The following is a 15,616-nucleotide window of genomic DNA, read 5'->3' on the forward strand; positions in this document are numbered from 1 at the left end:
ATAAGCCGCTTAAAACTGATTACCAGTTTGCCATTACCACGTGGCGCGCAAACTCTTTTTCGCAGTATTTGCACTTTAACTGCACGTTATCATTGCGTTTTTTTACCGCAAAGCTGGAGTGAACCGGCTCGCTGCGGCTGATGCAGTTGCTGTTGGGGCAGGTCAGCACGCGTTCAATATTGTCCGGCAGCGTCGGCGAAATTTTGCCGACCACGTCATAATTATCGATGCGGTTTACCGTGGCGTGCGGCGCATAGACGGCCAGCTGATTGATCTGATCTTCGGTCAGAAAGGTGTTCTCAATCTTGATCAGATCTTTGCGCCCCAGCTCGCCAGAAGGCAGATTCAGCCCGATGGTGATGCGCTGATCGGTTTCCGTCAGGCGAAACAGCGACAGCAGCTTAAAACCAACCTGCGCCGGAATATGATCGATTACCGTGCCGCGCTTGATCGCTTCGACCTGGAGTTTATTGTCTTGTGTCATCGTCAGTTCCTCTTACAAATCCAGTTCACTGTTCAGCACCAGCGCCAGCAGTGCCTGACGGGCGAAAATGCCGTTGCCGGCCTGCTGAAAATACCAGGCGTGCGGCGTGGCATCGACATCGGTAGTGATTTCATCAATGCGCGGCAGCGGATGCAGCACTTTCATCGTGGCGCGAGCGCCAGCCAGGTCGGCGGCGCGCAGAATAAATTGCGCCTTCACGTTGGCGTATTCCGACGGATCCAGCCGCTCTTTCTGCACGCGAGTCATATAAAGAATATCAACCTGCGGCACGACTTCTTCAATGCTGTCGTGACGGCTCCACGCGATTCCTTTCTCGTCGAGCATATCGGTAATGTAGGACGGCATCGCCAGCGCATCCGGCGCGATAAACAGAAAACGGTTGCCGTCAAACTTCGCCAGCGCCTGCGCCAGCGAATGCACGGTGCGGCCATATTTCAAATCGCCAACCATCGCGATATTCAGGTTGCTCAGGCGACCCTGCGTTTCCTGAATAGTGAAAAGATCCAGCAGCGTCTGCGTGGGATGCTGGTTGGCACCATCGCCCGCGTTAAGAATCGGTATACCGCCGGAAAACTCCGTTGCCAGACGCGCGGCACCTTCCTGCGGATGGCGCATAACGATAGCGTCAACATAGGTGCCGATTACGGAAATCGTATCGGCCAGCGTTTCGCCTTTCTTGCCCAGCGACGTATTGCTGCCGTCAGCAAAGCCCACCACAGCGGCACCCAGGCGATGCATCGCGCTCTCAAAAGACAAACGCGTGCGGGTTGAAGCTTCAAAGAAGCAGCTGGCAATAACCTTGTGCTTTAACAGCTCCGGCTGCGGCGTTGCTTTCAGGCTGGCGGCGGTGCGCAGCGCCAGCTCCAGCTCTTCACGGCTGAGATCGTTAATTGAGATAATGTGTTTGTGATACAGCGGATTAGCCATGTTCACTCTCCTTTACGCGTGCCGCTAAGCTGAAAAATGGACAAAAAAAAGCCCCTCATTGAGGGGCTTTTTTTAGGATCGGAAAGGAGGAAAAACGGCACTGCCCGCCGGCATTCAGACGCGTCATTTTAACCATGTCAGCAGTACTCAGTTTCATGCATCCTCCAGGCAAACGGGGGGCATTATACGCCTTCGTCGCGCGGCAGCAAGCAAAAGTAATCGTTTGCCTGGCGGAAAATCAGGGTAGCTTCGCCAGCGTCGCCACCATCACGGCTTTGATAGTGTGCAGACGGTTTTCCGCCTGATCGAAGACCACGCTGTGCGCCGATTCAAACACCTCGTTGGTGACTTCCATACCGCCGTGCAGATCGTACTGTTCCGCCATCTGCTGGCCTAACGTGGTTTGATCGTCATGGAAAGCGGGCAGGCAGTGTAAGAACTTAACCTGCGGATTGCCCGTGAGCTTCAGCATAGCGCTGTTTACCTGATAGGCGCGCAGTAGGGCGATACGCTCTTGCCACACTTCTTTTGGTTCGCCCATAGATACCCAAACATCGGTATAGATGAAATCCGCGCCGTTAACACCTTCAGCAATATCTTCCGTCAGCGTAATTTTGCCGCCGGACTTTTGCGCCGCGAGACGACACTCGTTAACCAGCGCTTCATCCGGCCAGCAGCCTTTTGGCGCTACCAGACGCAGATCCAGTCCTACCAGCGCCGCCGCTTCCATCATGGTGTTGCCCATATTGTTTTGCGCGTCACCCACATAGGCGAAAACCATCTCGCTGAACGGTTTTTCCGGCAGATGTTCCTGCATAGTCAGTAAGTCGGCCAGCAGCTGCGTAGGGTGAAACTCGTTGGTTAAGCCGTTCCAGACCGGCACGCCCGCATGTTCCGCCAGCGCCTCTACCAGCGGCTGACCGTGACCGCGATATTGAATGCCGTCATACATACGTCCCAGCACGCGCGCGGTATCCTTCATCGACTCTTTATGGCCAATCTGACTGCCGCTTGGCCCCAGATAAGTCACGTTCGCGCCCTGATCGTAAGCGGCAACTTCGAAAGAGCATCGGGTACGGGTCGAGTCTTTTTCGAAGATGAGCGCGATGTTTTTGCCTTTCAGATGCTGAACTTCTTCACCATTTTTTTTCGCGGTTTTTAAGGTGGCGGCCAGCGCCAGCAAAGCGGTAATTTCGGCCTGGGTAAAATCCAGCAGCCTGAGAAAATGGCGTTGATATAGCTGACTCATAGGACGCTCCGGAGATAGTTATTGAATTAAAATTCAATCTAACTGTATTAATATTCATTTTCAACCCGGGGGCGCAGAAACTTTTCTTTAAAGGTAGTGGCGCGAAGGACACTGTGGGAAAATACTTACCAGAGATGCCACACACAGAGGAACGGATCATGGCAAATGAAGCATTGCTGGAAGAGCAGCGTGAAGAGACGCGGCTGATTATTGAAGAGCTGTTGGACGATGGCAGCGACCCGGATGCGCTCTATACCATCGAACACCACCTCTCCTGCGACAGCTTCGACGCGCTGGAAAAGGCGGCGGTAGATGCGTTCAAGCTGGGTTATGAAGTGACCGAGCCGGAAGAGCTGGAGCTGGAAGATGGCAGCAAAGTCATGTGCTGCGATATCCTCAGCGAAGCGGCGCTGAACGCCGAGCTGATTGATGCACAGGTTGAACAGCTGATTGACCTGGCGGCTAAATATAACGTTGACTACGACGGCTGGGGAACCTATTTCGAAGATCCTGACGCCGAGGACGAAGAAGACGAAGACGGCGACTATATCGACGAAGAAGATAACGGTACGCGTCACTAATCCCGGCGGGCGGCGCTGTTCCGCCCGCACAATTTTTTGTGCCGCACTGATTGCCCGTTATTCTTTGTCTCACCTCTTTTCAACGCTGCCTGAAGCAACATTCCCTTTCTGATACGGAACCGCTGTACGCATGATTACCGACCATCTTCTTGCTCCCGTCCACGCTTTTCTGCATTGCCGTACGCCGCAAAAATGGATTGATGAAGCCCGCAGGCCGGAAAATTTGCCGCTGCTGCTTACCGATCATCTTGTCTGCGAGCTGAAGGCCGCTCAGACCGCCATGTGGCTGATCCGTAAATACGTGGCGGATAAAGAGAGCGGCGATGCGCTGCTGGCCTGGCTGAAGCCGTGGGAGCAGTTTGTTCACAGCGAGAACGCCGAGCTGGCCTTTCTGGAGCAGCATAAGGCGCTGTCAAAAACCATTATCAGCCGTGCCGAAGTGCCTTATGGCGACGCGCTGGTGGATAAGATGGTGCTGCTGATTAAAGAAGAACTGCATCACTTTTATCAGGTACTGGAAATTATGCAGGCGCGTCATATTCCCTACGTCAAAATCACCGCCAGCCGCTACGCAAAAGGCTTACTGCGTGAAGTAACCACTCACGAGCCGCAAACGCTGGTGGACAAGCTGATTTGCGGTGCTTATATAGAAGCGCGCTCCTGCGAGCGGTTTGCCAGCCTGGCCCCTTTTCTGGACGACGAGCTGGCGGCTTTTTACGTATCCCTCCTGCGTTCTGAAGCACGGCACTATCAGGATTATCTGGCGCTGGCGGCGGACATATCCGCAACGGACATTACCCATCGCGTGCGTAAAATTGGCGAGACCGAAGCAAAATTAATAACGGAACCGGACAGCGAGCTACGCTTTCATAGTGGCGTTCCTGACTGGCTATAGCGTTATACCGTTTTATCAAAAAGCATAGCCTTATCGTGGGCGTCATTATTGACGCCTTAATAATATGGAAAGCCTGCCATTTTTTACTATTTATTCCATTTAATCAGAGTCGTTAACGGAACAACTAATTTCATTTATTTCTCACCTTTTCACTTTTTTATTTTTTGCGGCGCATCTCACAGGTTGTGCTTTTTGTGCTGCTCTTCAATATTTTCAGGTGTATATTCCCCGGCGTGATTAGTTTTTTCAGTTTCTTTTTTTGGGTTTTATTAAAAGCTATAGTGGAATCAATGAATTTTATTATATGGGGATAGCGTTGGTTTAAAACAATAAACAAGGAAGATGGAAATGAAAAACAGGAACGTTTTTTTACTGGCTTTATTAGTCGCTGTTACTGCGCATGCAGAAGAAAACAGCAATGAATTTCAGCGTTTTTTGAACGACACGCACCTCGATCTCACGCTGCGTAACCACTGGAAATACCTGAAAGAGAACGAGGCGCAGCCTAAAGAGGTACACAACGCCTGGGGCCAGGCGGCAACGCTCGACTTCCGCTCCGGCTGGCTGTGGGATGCCGTAGGGTTTGACGCCAGCTACACCCGGGCCGTCAGGCTGGCAGCCAGCGACTATTTCGTCACGCGCGGCATGCTCTATAACCACGGGGAAGGATTCAACAAAAGCAACGCCGGCGGTTTTGGCCGCTTTGGCCAGCGCTATATCAAGCTGAGACTGGGTGATGATGACTTTGGCCTGCGTGCCAAAGGCGGCTGGCACCAGCTGAAAAACGTCGGCGTGCTGAGCGACACCTATCGCCTTTCCCGCAACAGCTATCTGGGCTACAGCGGCGCGCTGTCGTGGCAAAACGTCCAGCTGGATGCGGCCTGGGTTACGCACTCCATTCAGTACGATGCGCCCAATCGCGTGCGGTTCCTGACGGCGAACAATAAAGAAATTAGCCGTATTTTTACCAGCGGTATTACCTATAAAGCGGGTGACCTGTCGCTGGCTTACGGCTGGGGCGAATCAAAGCGCTATTTGCGCCGCAACCTGCTGGAAATCAATTATCCGCTTACGACGCAGTGGACGCTGGCCTCGCAGATTTACGGCAGCCACGCGCTGGAAGACTATAAGGCGATGCCGCAGAGTAAAAAGCAGTTCGACAACGACGCCTGGCACTACGCGGGAGAAGTTCAGCTGCGCGATAATCGCTGGATACACAAACTGGGCGTGGCCTATACGCAGGCGGATAAGACCAACGGCGTAGGATATTACGACCGCCATATGGGAAAAAATACGCGCGGCCGCTTTAGCGCGTTAACGTCGGCGGGCAAAGATTATATGCGCGACGGCGAGCTGGCATTGACGGCCTTCAGCGAATATCAGCTTAGCGAAAGCCTGGCCACCGCTCTCCAGCTTAATTATGGCCAGTTCGAGTATAAGGATAAAAATATTCGTACCGGTGAAATAACCTGGATAAATCGCTGGCGGCCTGCTGAAAAAAGTTTAAGTGGTTTAACGGTAGCCGCACAGCTTGGTTATGGCTGGTCATATAAAAATTATAACGCGACGCCCATTTTGAATGCGGATGGCGATTATATGCGTTCCCCCAGCCTTTCTGCCGAAGTTGGCATAACGTGGAAATTCGGCCTTTTATAATAAGGAGTCACCATGAAAAAAATACTGCTTTTTTTAACGATTATATTTGGTATCAGCAGCTGCTTTGCCGCTGATGTAGAGCTGTATATGGTTCGGCACGGCAAAACGCTGTTTAACACCGTGCATCGTGCCCAGGGCTGGAGCGATACGCCATTAACGGCAGAAGGCGTAGAGGTAGCCAGAAAAGCGGGGCGCGGGCTAAAAACGGTGGACTTTGTTGCCGCCTGGAGCAGCGATTCGGGCAGGGCCAGAGAAACCGCGCAGCTGATCCTGGAACCGCGCGAGAAAACGCTGCCCGTACGGGAGCGCCAGGGGCTAAGGGAAGTTTTCTTCGGATCTTTCGAGGGGGATACTAACGACAATATGCTTATCGCTTCGGCTAAAAAGGGCGGTTATGCTTCCGGTCCGCAGCTGATGACGGCCTTTACCAGCGGCAAAATCAACATTGTCGATATTGTCGATATGATCCACGCGGCCGATCCGGCAAAACAGGCAGAAAGCTATGCGCAGGTTGCCCAACGGGTGATGGCAGCGGTAAAGGCAATTGCCCGTGACGCGCAGCAAAAGGGCGGGGGCAACGTGCTGGTTGTTACGCACGGCATGACGATTATGACACTGCTGCATGAGCTTGATGATAAAACGCTGACTCGTTCGCTCAGCAATGCCAGCGTCACCCGTATCCGCTATACCGATGCCGGGCAGTTTATTATCGAAGCCATTGACGATCTGAGCTATGTGCAGCGTGGCTCATAGCCGGAAGCCAGTATCAGGCACCGCCTGGTTACGGCTAGCCTGGGCTGCATAGCGCAATGGAGAAGCCCTAAAATTATTCCAGCGCGGCTAATCGTGGTTAACGTTACTGCGCTACGCCGCGCCGTTATAGCGAACGCAGCATGGTAACTTCGCAATCCACGTGGCCGGTGTTGCCCATCGGCCCGTCTATATGCTGGAAACCCAGATGCTCATACAGCCGCACTGCGCGAGTCAGCGAAGCGGTGGTTTCCAGATAGCAGCGCTTAAAGCCCCTTTCACGAGCGTAGTCCATCGCCTGCAGCGCCAGCGCTTTTGCAATACCCATGCCGCGCAGCTGCGGCATAAAATACATTTTTTGCAGCTCGCAAACGTCTGCATCGCTACCCTGTAGAGGCGCAACGCCGCCGCCGCCCATAATCTTACCCTCCAGCTCCACCACCCAATAGGCGCTGTTCGGCTGGCGATAGAGTTCACAAAGACGATCGAGATTGGGATCGGCCACCGTGAAGCCTTTATCGGCGGTCAGACCAAACTCGGCCGAAACGTCGCGGATGACGTTAGCGATAAAAGGGTTGTCTGCAGGCTCAATAGGTCGAACCCGCACGTTGTCCGGAAGCGTGTTAATCATAAAGCAGTGCCGTTTTTTTGGATTGTCTGGCAGTGTAATAACATCCGACGAATAAGGATGCAATCATCCGCTTTCCTGCCAGTCTAAGCGTCGGCCTGCCGCTGGGGCCTGAAAAAAGGCGGTTTTCGCCGTAGTACGGGCTTCTCGCCCCTTTTTTACCTGATACGCCGCGAAGGCATCATGCGCAGCAGCGTATTATCTTTGAGAAAATAGTGATGAAAGAGGGCGGCCAGCGCGTGCAGTCCGATTAGCCAGTAGCCTAAAGGCGCCAGCGTTTCGTGCCAGTGAATCAGCGTTTTCGCCAGTACCGGGTTGGGATTATCTGATGACGGCATGGCGATGCCAAACAGCCACCACTGACGGCCTGAAAGATAACGAGAGGAAAGGCCAAGTATGGGAAGCACGATAAACAATGTGTACAGCGCGCTGTGAACCGCATGTGAAAGCCCTTTCTGCCAGCGCGCTATCGGTGGCGTAATTGCCGGGCTGCGATGGCGACTGCGTAGCAAAAGACGCAGCAGCATCACCACCAGCACGCTAAAACCGGCGCTGAAATGCGTAACGATCAGTGCAAAACCTTGCCAGGAACCCCGTACGGCAAAGCCCCGCAGTTCAATCGCGGCATAGGCGATAGTCAGTAAAATCACCGTTAGCCAGTGAAAGGCAATCTGCGGCCTGGCATAGTTATCAGACATCTCTTTTATCCTTAAAAAATAACAGAACGCTAATCTACCACTATTTTCTTAAAGATATATTTGGACGGAATTTTGCGCAAAAAAAACACCTCGCCGGGCGAGGTGTTATTGGTAACGGGTTGAGCTAAGGTGCACCGATATTAAATTGCCCCGCCAGCAGGCGGGGCAAAAGCATTACAGCGCTTTGATAACCGCCTGCTGCTCAATCAGTTTGGCTTTCGCCTGCTCGAACTCGGTCATGCGCTCGCGCTCTTTCGCCACGACGGCTTCAGGTGCCCGGGATACAAAGCCTTCGTTAGAGAGCTTGCCTTCAATCTTGCCGATTTCCACTTCCAGCTTGCTCACTTCCTTCGCCAGACGCTCCAGCTCGGCGGTTTTATCCACCAGGCCCGCCATCGGGATCAGCAGCTCCGCACCGTCGATAATCTTGGTGACGGAGACCGGCGCTTTGTCGTCAGCGGTCAGACAGGTCAGGCTGTCCAGACGCGCCAGCGTTTTCAGGAAGTTGTGATTGTCGTTAACGCGACGCACCACGTCGGCGCTTGCGCCACGCAGCATCACTTCCAGCGGCTTAGAAGGAGCCAGGTTCATCTCGGCACGGATATTACGCACCGCGACAATCGCCTGCTTCAGCCATTCAGTATCGCTCAGTGCCGCTTCATCGACCTTCGCTTCTTCGAACTCCGGCATCGGCTGCAGCATGATGGTGTCGTCGCTGATATTTTTCAGCACTTTCACCTGCTGCCAGATGGTTTCGGTAATAAACGGAATAATCGGATGCGCCAGGCGCAGCAGGGCTTCCAGTACGTTAACCAGCGTATTACGCGTGCCGCGCAGCTGCGCTTCTGACCCCCCGTTCATTACCGGCTTGGCCAGCTCCAGATACCAGTCACAGAACTGGTTCCAGGTGAACTCATACAGAATGTTGGCAGCGATATCGAAACGATAGCTGTCCAGCGCGCCGCGATAAGCTTTCACCGTCTGGTTGAACTCGGCAATGATCCAGCGATCCGCCAGCGACAGTTCCAGCTCGCCGCCGTTAAAGCCGCAGTCCTGATCCTGGGTGTTCATCAGCACAAAGCGGCTGGCGTTCCACAGCTTGTTACAGAAGTTGCGGTAGCCTTCCAGGCGTTTCATATCCCAGTTGATATCGCGACCGGTAGAGGCCAGCGCGGCCAGCGTAAAGCGCAGCGCGTCGGTGCCGTGCGGTTCGATACCGTTCGGGAACTGTTTCTCGGTGCGCTTGCGGATTTTCTCCGCCAGCTGCGGCTGCATCATGTTGCCCGTGCGCTTGGCAAGCAGATCTTCCAGCGAAATGCCGTCAACCATATCCAGCGGATCGATGACGTTGCCTTTCGACTTGGACATCTTCTGGCCTTCTTCATCGCGGATCAGACCGGTCATATAGACGGTCTTGAACGGCACCTGCGGCTTGCCGTCTTCATCTTTGATGAAGTGCATGGTCAGCATGATCATGCGGGCGATCCAGAAGAAAATGATGTCAAAGCCGCTGACCAGCACGCTGGTTGGATGGAAGGTGCTCAGGTCAGGGGTCTTCTCAGGCCAGCCCAGCGTGGAGAATGTCCACAGGCCGGAAGAGAACCAGGTGTCGAGCACATCTTCATCCTGATTCAGCGCTACGTCTGCACCAAGGTTGTTTTCCGCACGCACTTCTTCTTCCGTGCGGCCCACGTAGACGTTGCCTTCGGCATCGTACCAGGCAGGGATGCGGTGACCCCACCACAGCTGACGCGAAATACACCAGTCCTGAATATCGCGCATCCAGGAGAAGTACATGTTTTCGTACTGCTTAGGCACGAACTGGATGTCGCCTTGCTCAACGGCTTCTACCGCTACTTTCGCCAGCGGCGCGGTGCGCACGTACCACTGGTCGGTCAGCATCGGCTCAATCACTACGCCACCGCGATCGCCGTAAGGCACGGTCAGGTCGTGCGGTTTGATTTCGTCCAGCAGGCCCAGCGCGTCAATAGCGGCAACAATAGCTTTACGCGCGGCAAAACGCTCCAGCTTCTGGAATTCAGCCGGAATATCGCTGGCATAAACGTCGGACTCTTCGCCGTTGGTATCGTAAACCTGCGCAACGTCGCGGATATCGCCGTCAAAGGTCAGGATGTTGATCATCGGCAGCTTGTGACGACGGCCAACTTCATAGTCGTTAAAGTCGTGCGCTGGCGTGATTTTCACGCAGCCGGTGCCTTTTTCCATATCGGCGTGTTCGTCACCGACAACAGGAATGCGGCGGTTTACCAGCGGCAGCACGATAAATTTGCCAATCAGATCTTTATAGCGCGGATCTTCCGGGTTAACGGCCACGCCGGTATCGCCCAGCACCGTCTCAGGACGGGTAGTGGCCACTACCAGATAATCTTTACCGTCGGCAGTTTTTGCGCCGTCGGCTAACGGATAGCGGATATGCCACATCGAGCCTTTCGACTCGCGGTTTTCCACTTCCAGGTCAGAGATAGCGGTGCGCAGTTTGGGATCCCAGTTTACCAGGCGCTTGCCGCGATAAATCAGGTTCTCTTTATACAGGCGCACAAATACTTCTTTTACCGCGTTGGAAAGGCCGTCATCCATGGTAAAGCGCTCGCGCTCCCAGTCCACGGAGTTGCCCAGACGGCGCATCTGGCGCGTGATGGTGCCGCCGGATTCAGCCTTCCACTGCCAGATTTTTTCGATAAAGGCGTCGCGACCGTAGTCTTTACGCGTTTTGCCTTCTTCAGCGGCGATTTTACGCTCTACTACCATCTGCGTGGCGATGCCCGCATGGTCCGTGCCCGCCTGCCACAGGGTGTTTTTTCCCTGCATGCGCTGGTAACGGATCATGGTATCCATGATGGTTTGCTGGAACGCATGACCCATGTGCAAGCTACCGGTGACGTTCGGCGGCGGGATCATGATGCAGAAGCTTTCCTGGCTGGTGTTGCCGTTCGGCTTAAAGTAGCCCTGCTGTTCCCAGTGCTCGTAGAGCGGCTGTTCGATATCTTGCGGGTTATATGTCTTTTCCATGTCTGCTATGTCGTTGGGGGCACGGGCGGCGTGGCCGTATTCAAGTGGAATCCGACGCTGCGATAGGCTTTATAGCGATCGCGCGCCAGCTGTTTCAATTCTTCTTCGTAAGGCACGAAGTCTATCACTTCCTGGAAAGCGGTGGCAAAATCTGCAAACTGCGGCAGCAGGCTGATCAGCAGATCTCTGGGCGCGTTGCCGCGACGCTGCGGCCAGGCCAGCTCGACCGGCGCGCCATATTTCGGCCCTTCGCCCGCCAGATTGTGCGGTACAAAGGCGTTGGCCGGACGCTGCCATAACGCTTCATCCAGGCGGATCGCCTGCGCTTCATCCACGCAGGCAACCAGCACTCGCTTTCCCTCGCGCCAGCGCGTTTCGGCCAGCTCGCAGACCAGCGCTTCCTGCGCGCTCAGCCCGTCAACCGGCGTATCGCTTTCCAGCAGATAGAAGGTGGCGTTTTTCATGTTTTAATCGTCGCCGTTCAGACCGGCGCGGTTCAGCAGGAACTGCGACAGCAGCGCGACCGGACGACCGGTGGCGCCTTTGGCCTTGCCGGAGCGCCAGGCGGTACCGGCAATATCCAGATGCGCCCAGTTATATTTACGCGTGAAGCGGGCCAGGAAGCAGGCTGCGGTAATCGCGCCGCCGGGACGGCCGCCAATATTCGCCATATCGGCAAAGTTGGAATCCAGCTGCTCCTGATACTCGTCCGCCATCGGCAGACGCCACGCGCGGTCGCCAGCCTGTTCGGAAGCACCGATCAGCTCGTGCGCCAGCGGATTGTGGTTCGACAGCAGGCCGCTGACGTGGTGGCCCAGAGCAATCACGCAGGCCCCTGTCAGGGTAGCGATATCAATCACCACTTCCGGATCGAATCGCTCGACGTAGGTCAGCGCGTCGCACAGCACCAGGCGTCCTTCCGCATCGGTATTCAGCACTTCAACGGTCTGGCCGGACATGGTGGTCAGCACGTCGCCAGGACGATAGGCACGGCCGCCAGGCATGTTTTCGCAGCCCGCCAGCACGCCGACGACGTTCAGCGGCAGGTTCAGCTCGGCGACCATACGCATGACGCCATAAACGGAAGCCGCGCCGCACATATCGTATTTCATCTCGTCCATGGCTTCGCCAGGCTTAATAGAGATGCCGCCGGAATCAAAGGTTACGCCTTTGCCTACCAGTACGATGGGACGGGCATCCGCATCCGGGCTGCCTTTATATTCAATAACCGACATCAGCGATTCGTTTTGCGAGCCCTGACCGACGGCGAGATAGGCGTTCATGCCCAGTTCTTTCATCTGCTGTTCGCCAATCACGCGCGTAGTGATGTTTTTCCAGGCGTCTGCCAGCTGGCGCGCCTGAGAGGCCAGATAGGCGGCGTTACAGATGTTTGGCGGCATGTTGCCGAGATCTTTCGCGGCCTTAACGCCAGCGGCGACGGCAAGGCCGTGCTGAATAGCGCGCTCGCCGCTGGTCAGTTCACGGCGGGTTGGAACGTTGAACACCATTTTACGCAGCGGACGACGCGGTTCCACCTTATTGCTTTTCAGCTGGTCGAAGCTGTAGAGCGTCTCCTTCGAGGTTTCTACCGCCTGGCGCACTTTCCAGTAGGTGTTGCGTCCTTTCACGTGCAGTTCGGTCAGAAAGCAGACCGCTTCCATAGAGCCGGTATCGTTCAGCGTGTTAATCGTTTTTTGAATTACCTGCTTATACTGGCGCTCATCCAGCTCGCGCTCTTTGCCACAGCCGATCAGTAAAATGCGCTCGGACAGGATGTTGGGCACGTGGTGCAGCAGCAGCGTCTGGCCTGGTTTCCCTTCCAGTTCGCCGCGGCGCAGCAGGGCGCTGATGTAGCCATCGCTGATTTTATCCAGCTGTTCAGCAATCGGTGACAGCCTGCGCGGCTCAAACACGCCAACCACAATACAGGCACTGCGCTGTTTTTCCGGGCTACCGCTTTTTACACTGAACTCCATGCACTCTCCTGAATCTTAAAGACAACGGCGCTTGCTGCGGCTAGAATGTAGCGCTTGTTGGCCGCATAGTGCGCGGAGCAACACGCCGTTAGCGTAACGGTCGTCAGATTTAGTTCGGATGATTTTTCCTTTCTGTCTGATGCTAAAACCGCGTTGGCTGCACAGTTTTCATCCCAGGCGTTTACGCATGAAATGAAGGTTTTGCCGCCTTGCTATAGCACCGGATAGTCTGGATAAAAGCAAAAATTTGCATCACCAGAACGTGATTATTGTCATACTAGTTTAGCTATGACCGAGGCCATTGATGAGAAAAAATGGCGTATAAGCGATGAAACTATCGATTTTCCTGCAAAAAGACAAGTTTTCACAGGCGTATTCAGCGTGATTATCATTAGATATCTGGTAAGAGAAACGCTCAAAAGCCAGCTGGCTATCCTCTTTATTCTGCTGCTGATCTTCTTTTGTCAGAAGTTAGTCAGGATCCTGGGAGCCGCGGCGGATGGCGAAATCCCCACAAATTTAGTTCTGACATTACTCGGCCTTGGCATTTCAGAGATGGCGCAGCTGATTCTGCCTTTAAGTCTGTTTTTAGCCATTTTGATGACGCTGGGGCGTCTGTACACCGAGAGTGAAATCACGGTGATGCACGCCTGCGGCCTGAGCAAGGCCGTGCTGGTCAAGGCGGCGATGGTACTGATGTTTTTCACCGCCGTGGTCGCAACGGCTAACGTCGCCTGGCTGGGGCCGTGGTCGGCGCGCTATCAGAACGAGGTGACCAAAAACGCCAAAGCCAATCCAGGCGCGGCGGCGCTGGCTGCCGGTCAGTTCCAGCAGTCCGGCGACGGTCAGTCAGTACTGTTTATCGAAAACGTCAAAGGCAACAATTTTGGCAATGTTTTCCTGGCGCAGCTGCGGCCTAAAGGCAACGCGCGTCCGTCGGTGGTGCTGGCAGATAAAGGCCATATGACGCAGCGAGCGGATGGCTCTCAGGTCGTGACGCTGGATAAGGGCACGCGCTTTGAAGGCACGGCGCTGCTGCGCGATTTCCGCATTACCGATTTCCAGAACTATCAGGCGATTGTTGGACACCAGGAAGTGCTGCTGGATCCGAACGACGCCGAGCAGATGAACTTCAACGCGTTGAAGCATTCCAGCAAGCCGGAGTTCCGCAGCGAGCTGCACTGGCGCCTGACGCTGGTTTTCTCGGTGCTGGTGATGGCGCTGATGGTGGTGCCGCTTAGCGTGGTGAATCCACGTCAGGGACGCGTGCTCTCAATGCTGCCTGCCATGTTGCTCTATCTGGTGTTCTTCCTGTTGCAGAGCTCGCTGCGCTCCAGCGGGGCGAAAGGGCGGCTCGATCCGGCTATCTGGATGTGGGTGGTCAACCTTTCTTATCTGGCGCTGGCGATTGTGCTCAACCTGTGGGATACGGTGCCGATGCGCCGCCTGCGCGCTCGTTTTACCAGAGGAGGCTCGGTCTGATGTTTGGCGTTCTCGACAGATATATCGGTAAAACGATTTTCAATACCATCATGGCGACGCTGTTTATGCTGGTGTCGCTCTCCGGCATCATCAAATTTGTCGACCAGCTACGCAAAACTGGCCAGGGCGACTACACCGCCCTGGGTGCCGGTTTGTATACCATCCTGAGCGTGCCAAAAGACATCGAGATTTTCTTCCCGATGGCGGCGCTGCTGGGCGCTTTGCTGGGCCTGGGCGCGCTGGCGCAGCGCAGCGAGCTGGTGGTCATGCAGGCTTCTGGCTTTACGCGGATGCAGATTGCCGCGTCGGTAATGAAAACGGCGATTCCGCTGGTGTTGCTGACGATGGCGATTGGCGAATTCGTGGCACCGCAGGGCGAGCAGATGGCGCGTAACTATCGTGCGCAGCAGCTGGTGGGCGGCTCGCTGCTCTCCACGCAAAACGGCCTGTGGGCAAAGGATGGCGATAACTTTATCTATATCGAAAGCCTGAAGGACAACAGCGAGCTGGGTGGCATCAGTATCTACAACTTCAACAAAGAGCGTCGCCTGCAGTCGGTGCGCTATGCCGCTTCTGCAAAATACGATAAGAATAAAAAGGTGTGGGAGCTGTCGGAGGTAGACGAGTCCGATCTGACCAATCCAAAACAGGTAACGGGCAGCCAGACGTTGACCGGCGAATGGAAAACCTCACTGACGCCGGACAAGCTGGGCGTGGTGGCGCTGGACCCGGACGCGTTGTCCATTCGCGGCCTGTATAACTACAGCAAATACCTCAAGCAGAGCGGACAGGTTGCCGGCCGCTATCAGCTGAATATGTGGAGCAAAATCTTCCAGCCGCTCTCCGTCGCGGTAATGATGCTGATGGCGCTGTCATTTATCTTTGGCCCGCTGCGCAGCGTGTCGATGGGAATGCGTGTGGTGACGGGGATTAGCTTTGGCTTCCTGTTCTACGTGCTGGACCAGATTTTCGGCCCGCTAAGCCTGGTTTATAACATTCCACCCGTGCTTGGTGCGCTGCTGCCGAGCGCCGCTTTTATGGCCATCAGCATTTATATGCTGCTGAAGCGCCGTTAGGTACTGCTGAGGCACCGGCCTACTGGTGCCATCAGGTTCTGCCGCCGCAGACGCTCGTCTGCGGCTTCTTCTGCCCGGTTCCCGCGCACTTTGTTCTGACTATCCTTTGTCAGGTTCTGGCGTACTTTGTTCTGATCATCCTTTGTCAGGTTCTGGCACGATT

At 54.8% G+C, this 15,616-nt stretch carries 14 protein-coding genes; 6 read left to right on the forward strand and 8 right to left on the reverse strand.

Annotation, left to right across the window (positions count from 1 at the left end; translation table 11 throughout):
• Window positions 1-19: 19 nt before the first annotated feature.
• From pyrI to argF, 3 genes are all read right to left on the reverse strand, one after another.
• Window positions 20-484 carry an aspartate carbamoyltransferase regulatory subunit gene (pyrI, locus tag KUE00_RS10710; RefSeq protein WP_246759863.1) on the reverse strand — a complete coding sequence of 155 codons (465 nt, stop codon included), beginning with the start codon at window positions 482-484 and terminating at the stop codon, window positions 20-22.
• Between the two features lie 12 nt (window positions 485-496).
• Entirely contained in the window at window positions 497-1,432 is a 936-nt protein-coding gene (gene pyrB / locus KUE00_RS10715; RefSeq protein WP_246759864.1) for an aspartate carbamoyltransferase, read from the reverse strand.
• 238 nt (window positions 1,433-1,670) lie between these two features.
• On the reverse strand, window positions 1,671-2,681 hold the full coding sequence (gene argF / locus KUE00_RS10720) for an ornithine carbamoyltransferase (protein ID WP_246759865.1): 1,011 nt from the start codon (window positions 2,679-2,681) through the stop codon (window positions 1,671-1,673).
• A gap of 158 nt (window positions 2,682-2,839) precedes the next feature.
• Between argF and rraB the strand changes: the two genes are divergently transcribed.
• The 4 genes from rraB to KUE00_RS10740 all read left to right on the forward strand — a co-directional run bounded on the left by rraB (window position 2,840) and on the right by KUE00_RS10740 (window position 6,566).
• The gene (gene rraB, locus KUE00_RS10725; RefSeq protein ID WP_246759866.1) at window positions 2,840-3,262 is read left to right on the forward strand and encodes a ribonuclease E inhibitor RraB; all 423 of its coding nucleotides are present in this window, start codon (window positions 2,840-2,842) and stop codon (window positions 3,260-3,262) included.
• Window positions 3,263-3,392: 130 nt separating this feature from the next.
• The gene (gene miaE, locus KUE00_RS10730; RefSeq protein WP_246759867.1) at window positions 3,393-4,157 is read left to right on the forward strand and encodes a tRNA isopentenyl-2-thiomethyl-A-37 hydroxylase MiaE; all 765 of its coding nucleotides are present in this window, start codon (window positions 3,393-3,395) and stop codon (window positions 4,155-4,157) included.
• A gap of 348 nt (window positions 4,158-4,505) precedes the next feature.
• Window positions 4,506-5,813: an OprD family porin gene (locus KUE00_RS10735; RefSeq protein ID WP_246759868.1), complete on the forward strand. Its 1,308-nt coding sequence runs from the start codon at window positions 4,506-4,508 to the stop codon at window positions 5,811-5,813.
• Window positions 5,814-5,825: 12 nt separating this feature from the next.
• Window positions 5,826-6,566, forward strand: a complete 741-nt coding sequence (locus KUE00_RS10740; protein ID WP_246759869.1) for a histidine phosphatase family protein — start codon at window positions 5,826-5,828, stop codon at window positions 6,564-6,566.
• A gap of 124 nt (window positions 6,567-6,690) precedes the next feature.
• Here the strand turns inward: KUE00_RS10740 and KUE00_RS10745 are convergent, their stop codons facing one another.
• The 5 genes from KUE00_RS10745 to pepA all read right to left on the reverse strand — a co-directional run bounded on the left by KUE00_RS10745 (window position 6,691) and on the right by pepA (window position 12,895).
• Complete coding sequence (locus KUE00_RS10745; protein ID WP_246759870.1) at window positions 6,691-7,194, reverse strand: GNAT family N-acetyltransferase; 504 nt, start codon at window positions 7,192-7,194, stop codon at window positions 6,691-6,693.
• Window positions 7,195-7,349: 155 nt separating this feature from the next.
• Window positions 7,350-7,889: a cytochrome b561 gene (cybB, locus tag KUE00_RS10750; protein WP_246759871.1), complete on the reverse strand. Its 540-nt coding sequence runs from the start codon at window positions 7,887-7,889 to the stop codon at window positions 7,350-7,352.
• A 174-nt stretch (window positions 7,890-8,063) separates the two neighbouring features.
• Window positions 8,064-10,919, reverse strand: a complete 2,856-nt coding sequence (locus KUE00_RS10755; protein ID WP_246759872.1) for a valine--tRNA ligase — start codon at window positions 10,917-10,919, stop codon at window positions 8,064-8,066.
• A 5-nt stretch (window positions 10,920-10,924) separates the two neighbouring features.
• Window positions 10,925-11,383 (reverse strand): DNA polymerase III subunit chi, encoded by a 459-nt coding sequence (locus KUE00_RS10760; protein WP_246759874.1) that lies wholly within the window; start codon window positions 11,381-11,383, stop codon window positions 10,925-10,927.
• Window positions 11,384-11,386: 3 nt separating this feature from the next.
• Entirely contained in the window at window positions 11,387-12,895 is a 1,509-nt protein-coding gene (gene pepA, locus KUE00_RS10765) for a leucyl aminopeptidase (RefSeq protein WP_246759875.1), read from the reverse strand.
• 381 nt (window positions 12,896-13,276) lie between these two features.
• On the opposite strand from pepA, the gene lptF reads away from it, so the two are divergent.
• Both lptF and lptG read left to right on the forward strand, forming a co-directional pair.
• Entirely contained in the window at window positions 13,277-14,377 is a 1,101-nt protein-coding gene (gene lptF, locus KUE00_RS10770) for an LPS export ABC transporter permease LptF (RefSeq protein ID WP_246759876.1), read from the forward strand.
• Window positions 14,377-15,453 (forward strand): LPS export ABC transporter permease LptG, encoded by a 1,077-nt coding sequence (gene lptG, locus KUE00_RS10775; protein WP_246759877.1) that lies wholly within the window; start codon window positions 14,377-14,379, stop codon window positions 15,451-15,453. The genes lptF and lptG overlap by 1 nt, the downstream gene beginning before the upstream one ends.
• Window positions 15,454-15,616: the final 163 nt, after the last annotated feature.

Origin of the sequence: Erwinia phyllosphaerae (genome assembly GCF_019132875.1) — a bacterium.
Classification (GTDB): domain Bacteria; phylum Pseudomonadota; class Gammaproteobacteria; order Enterobacterales; family Enterobacteriaceae; genus Erwinia; species Erwinia phyllosphaerae.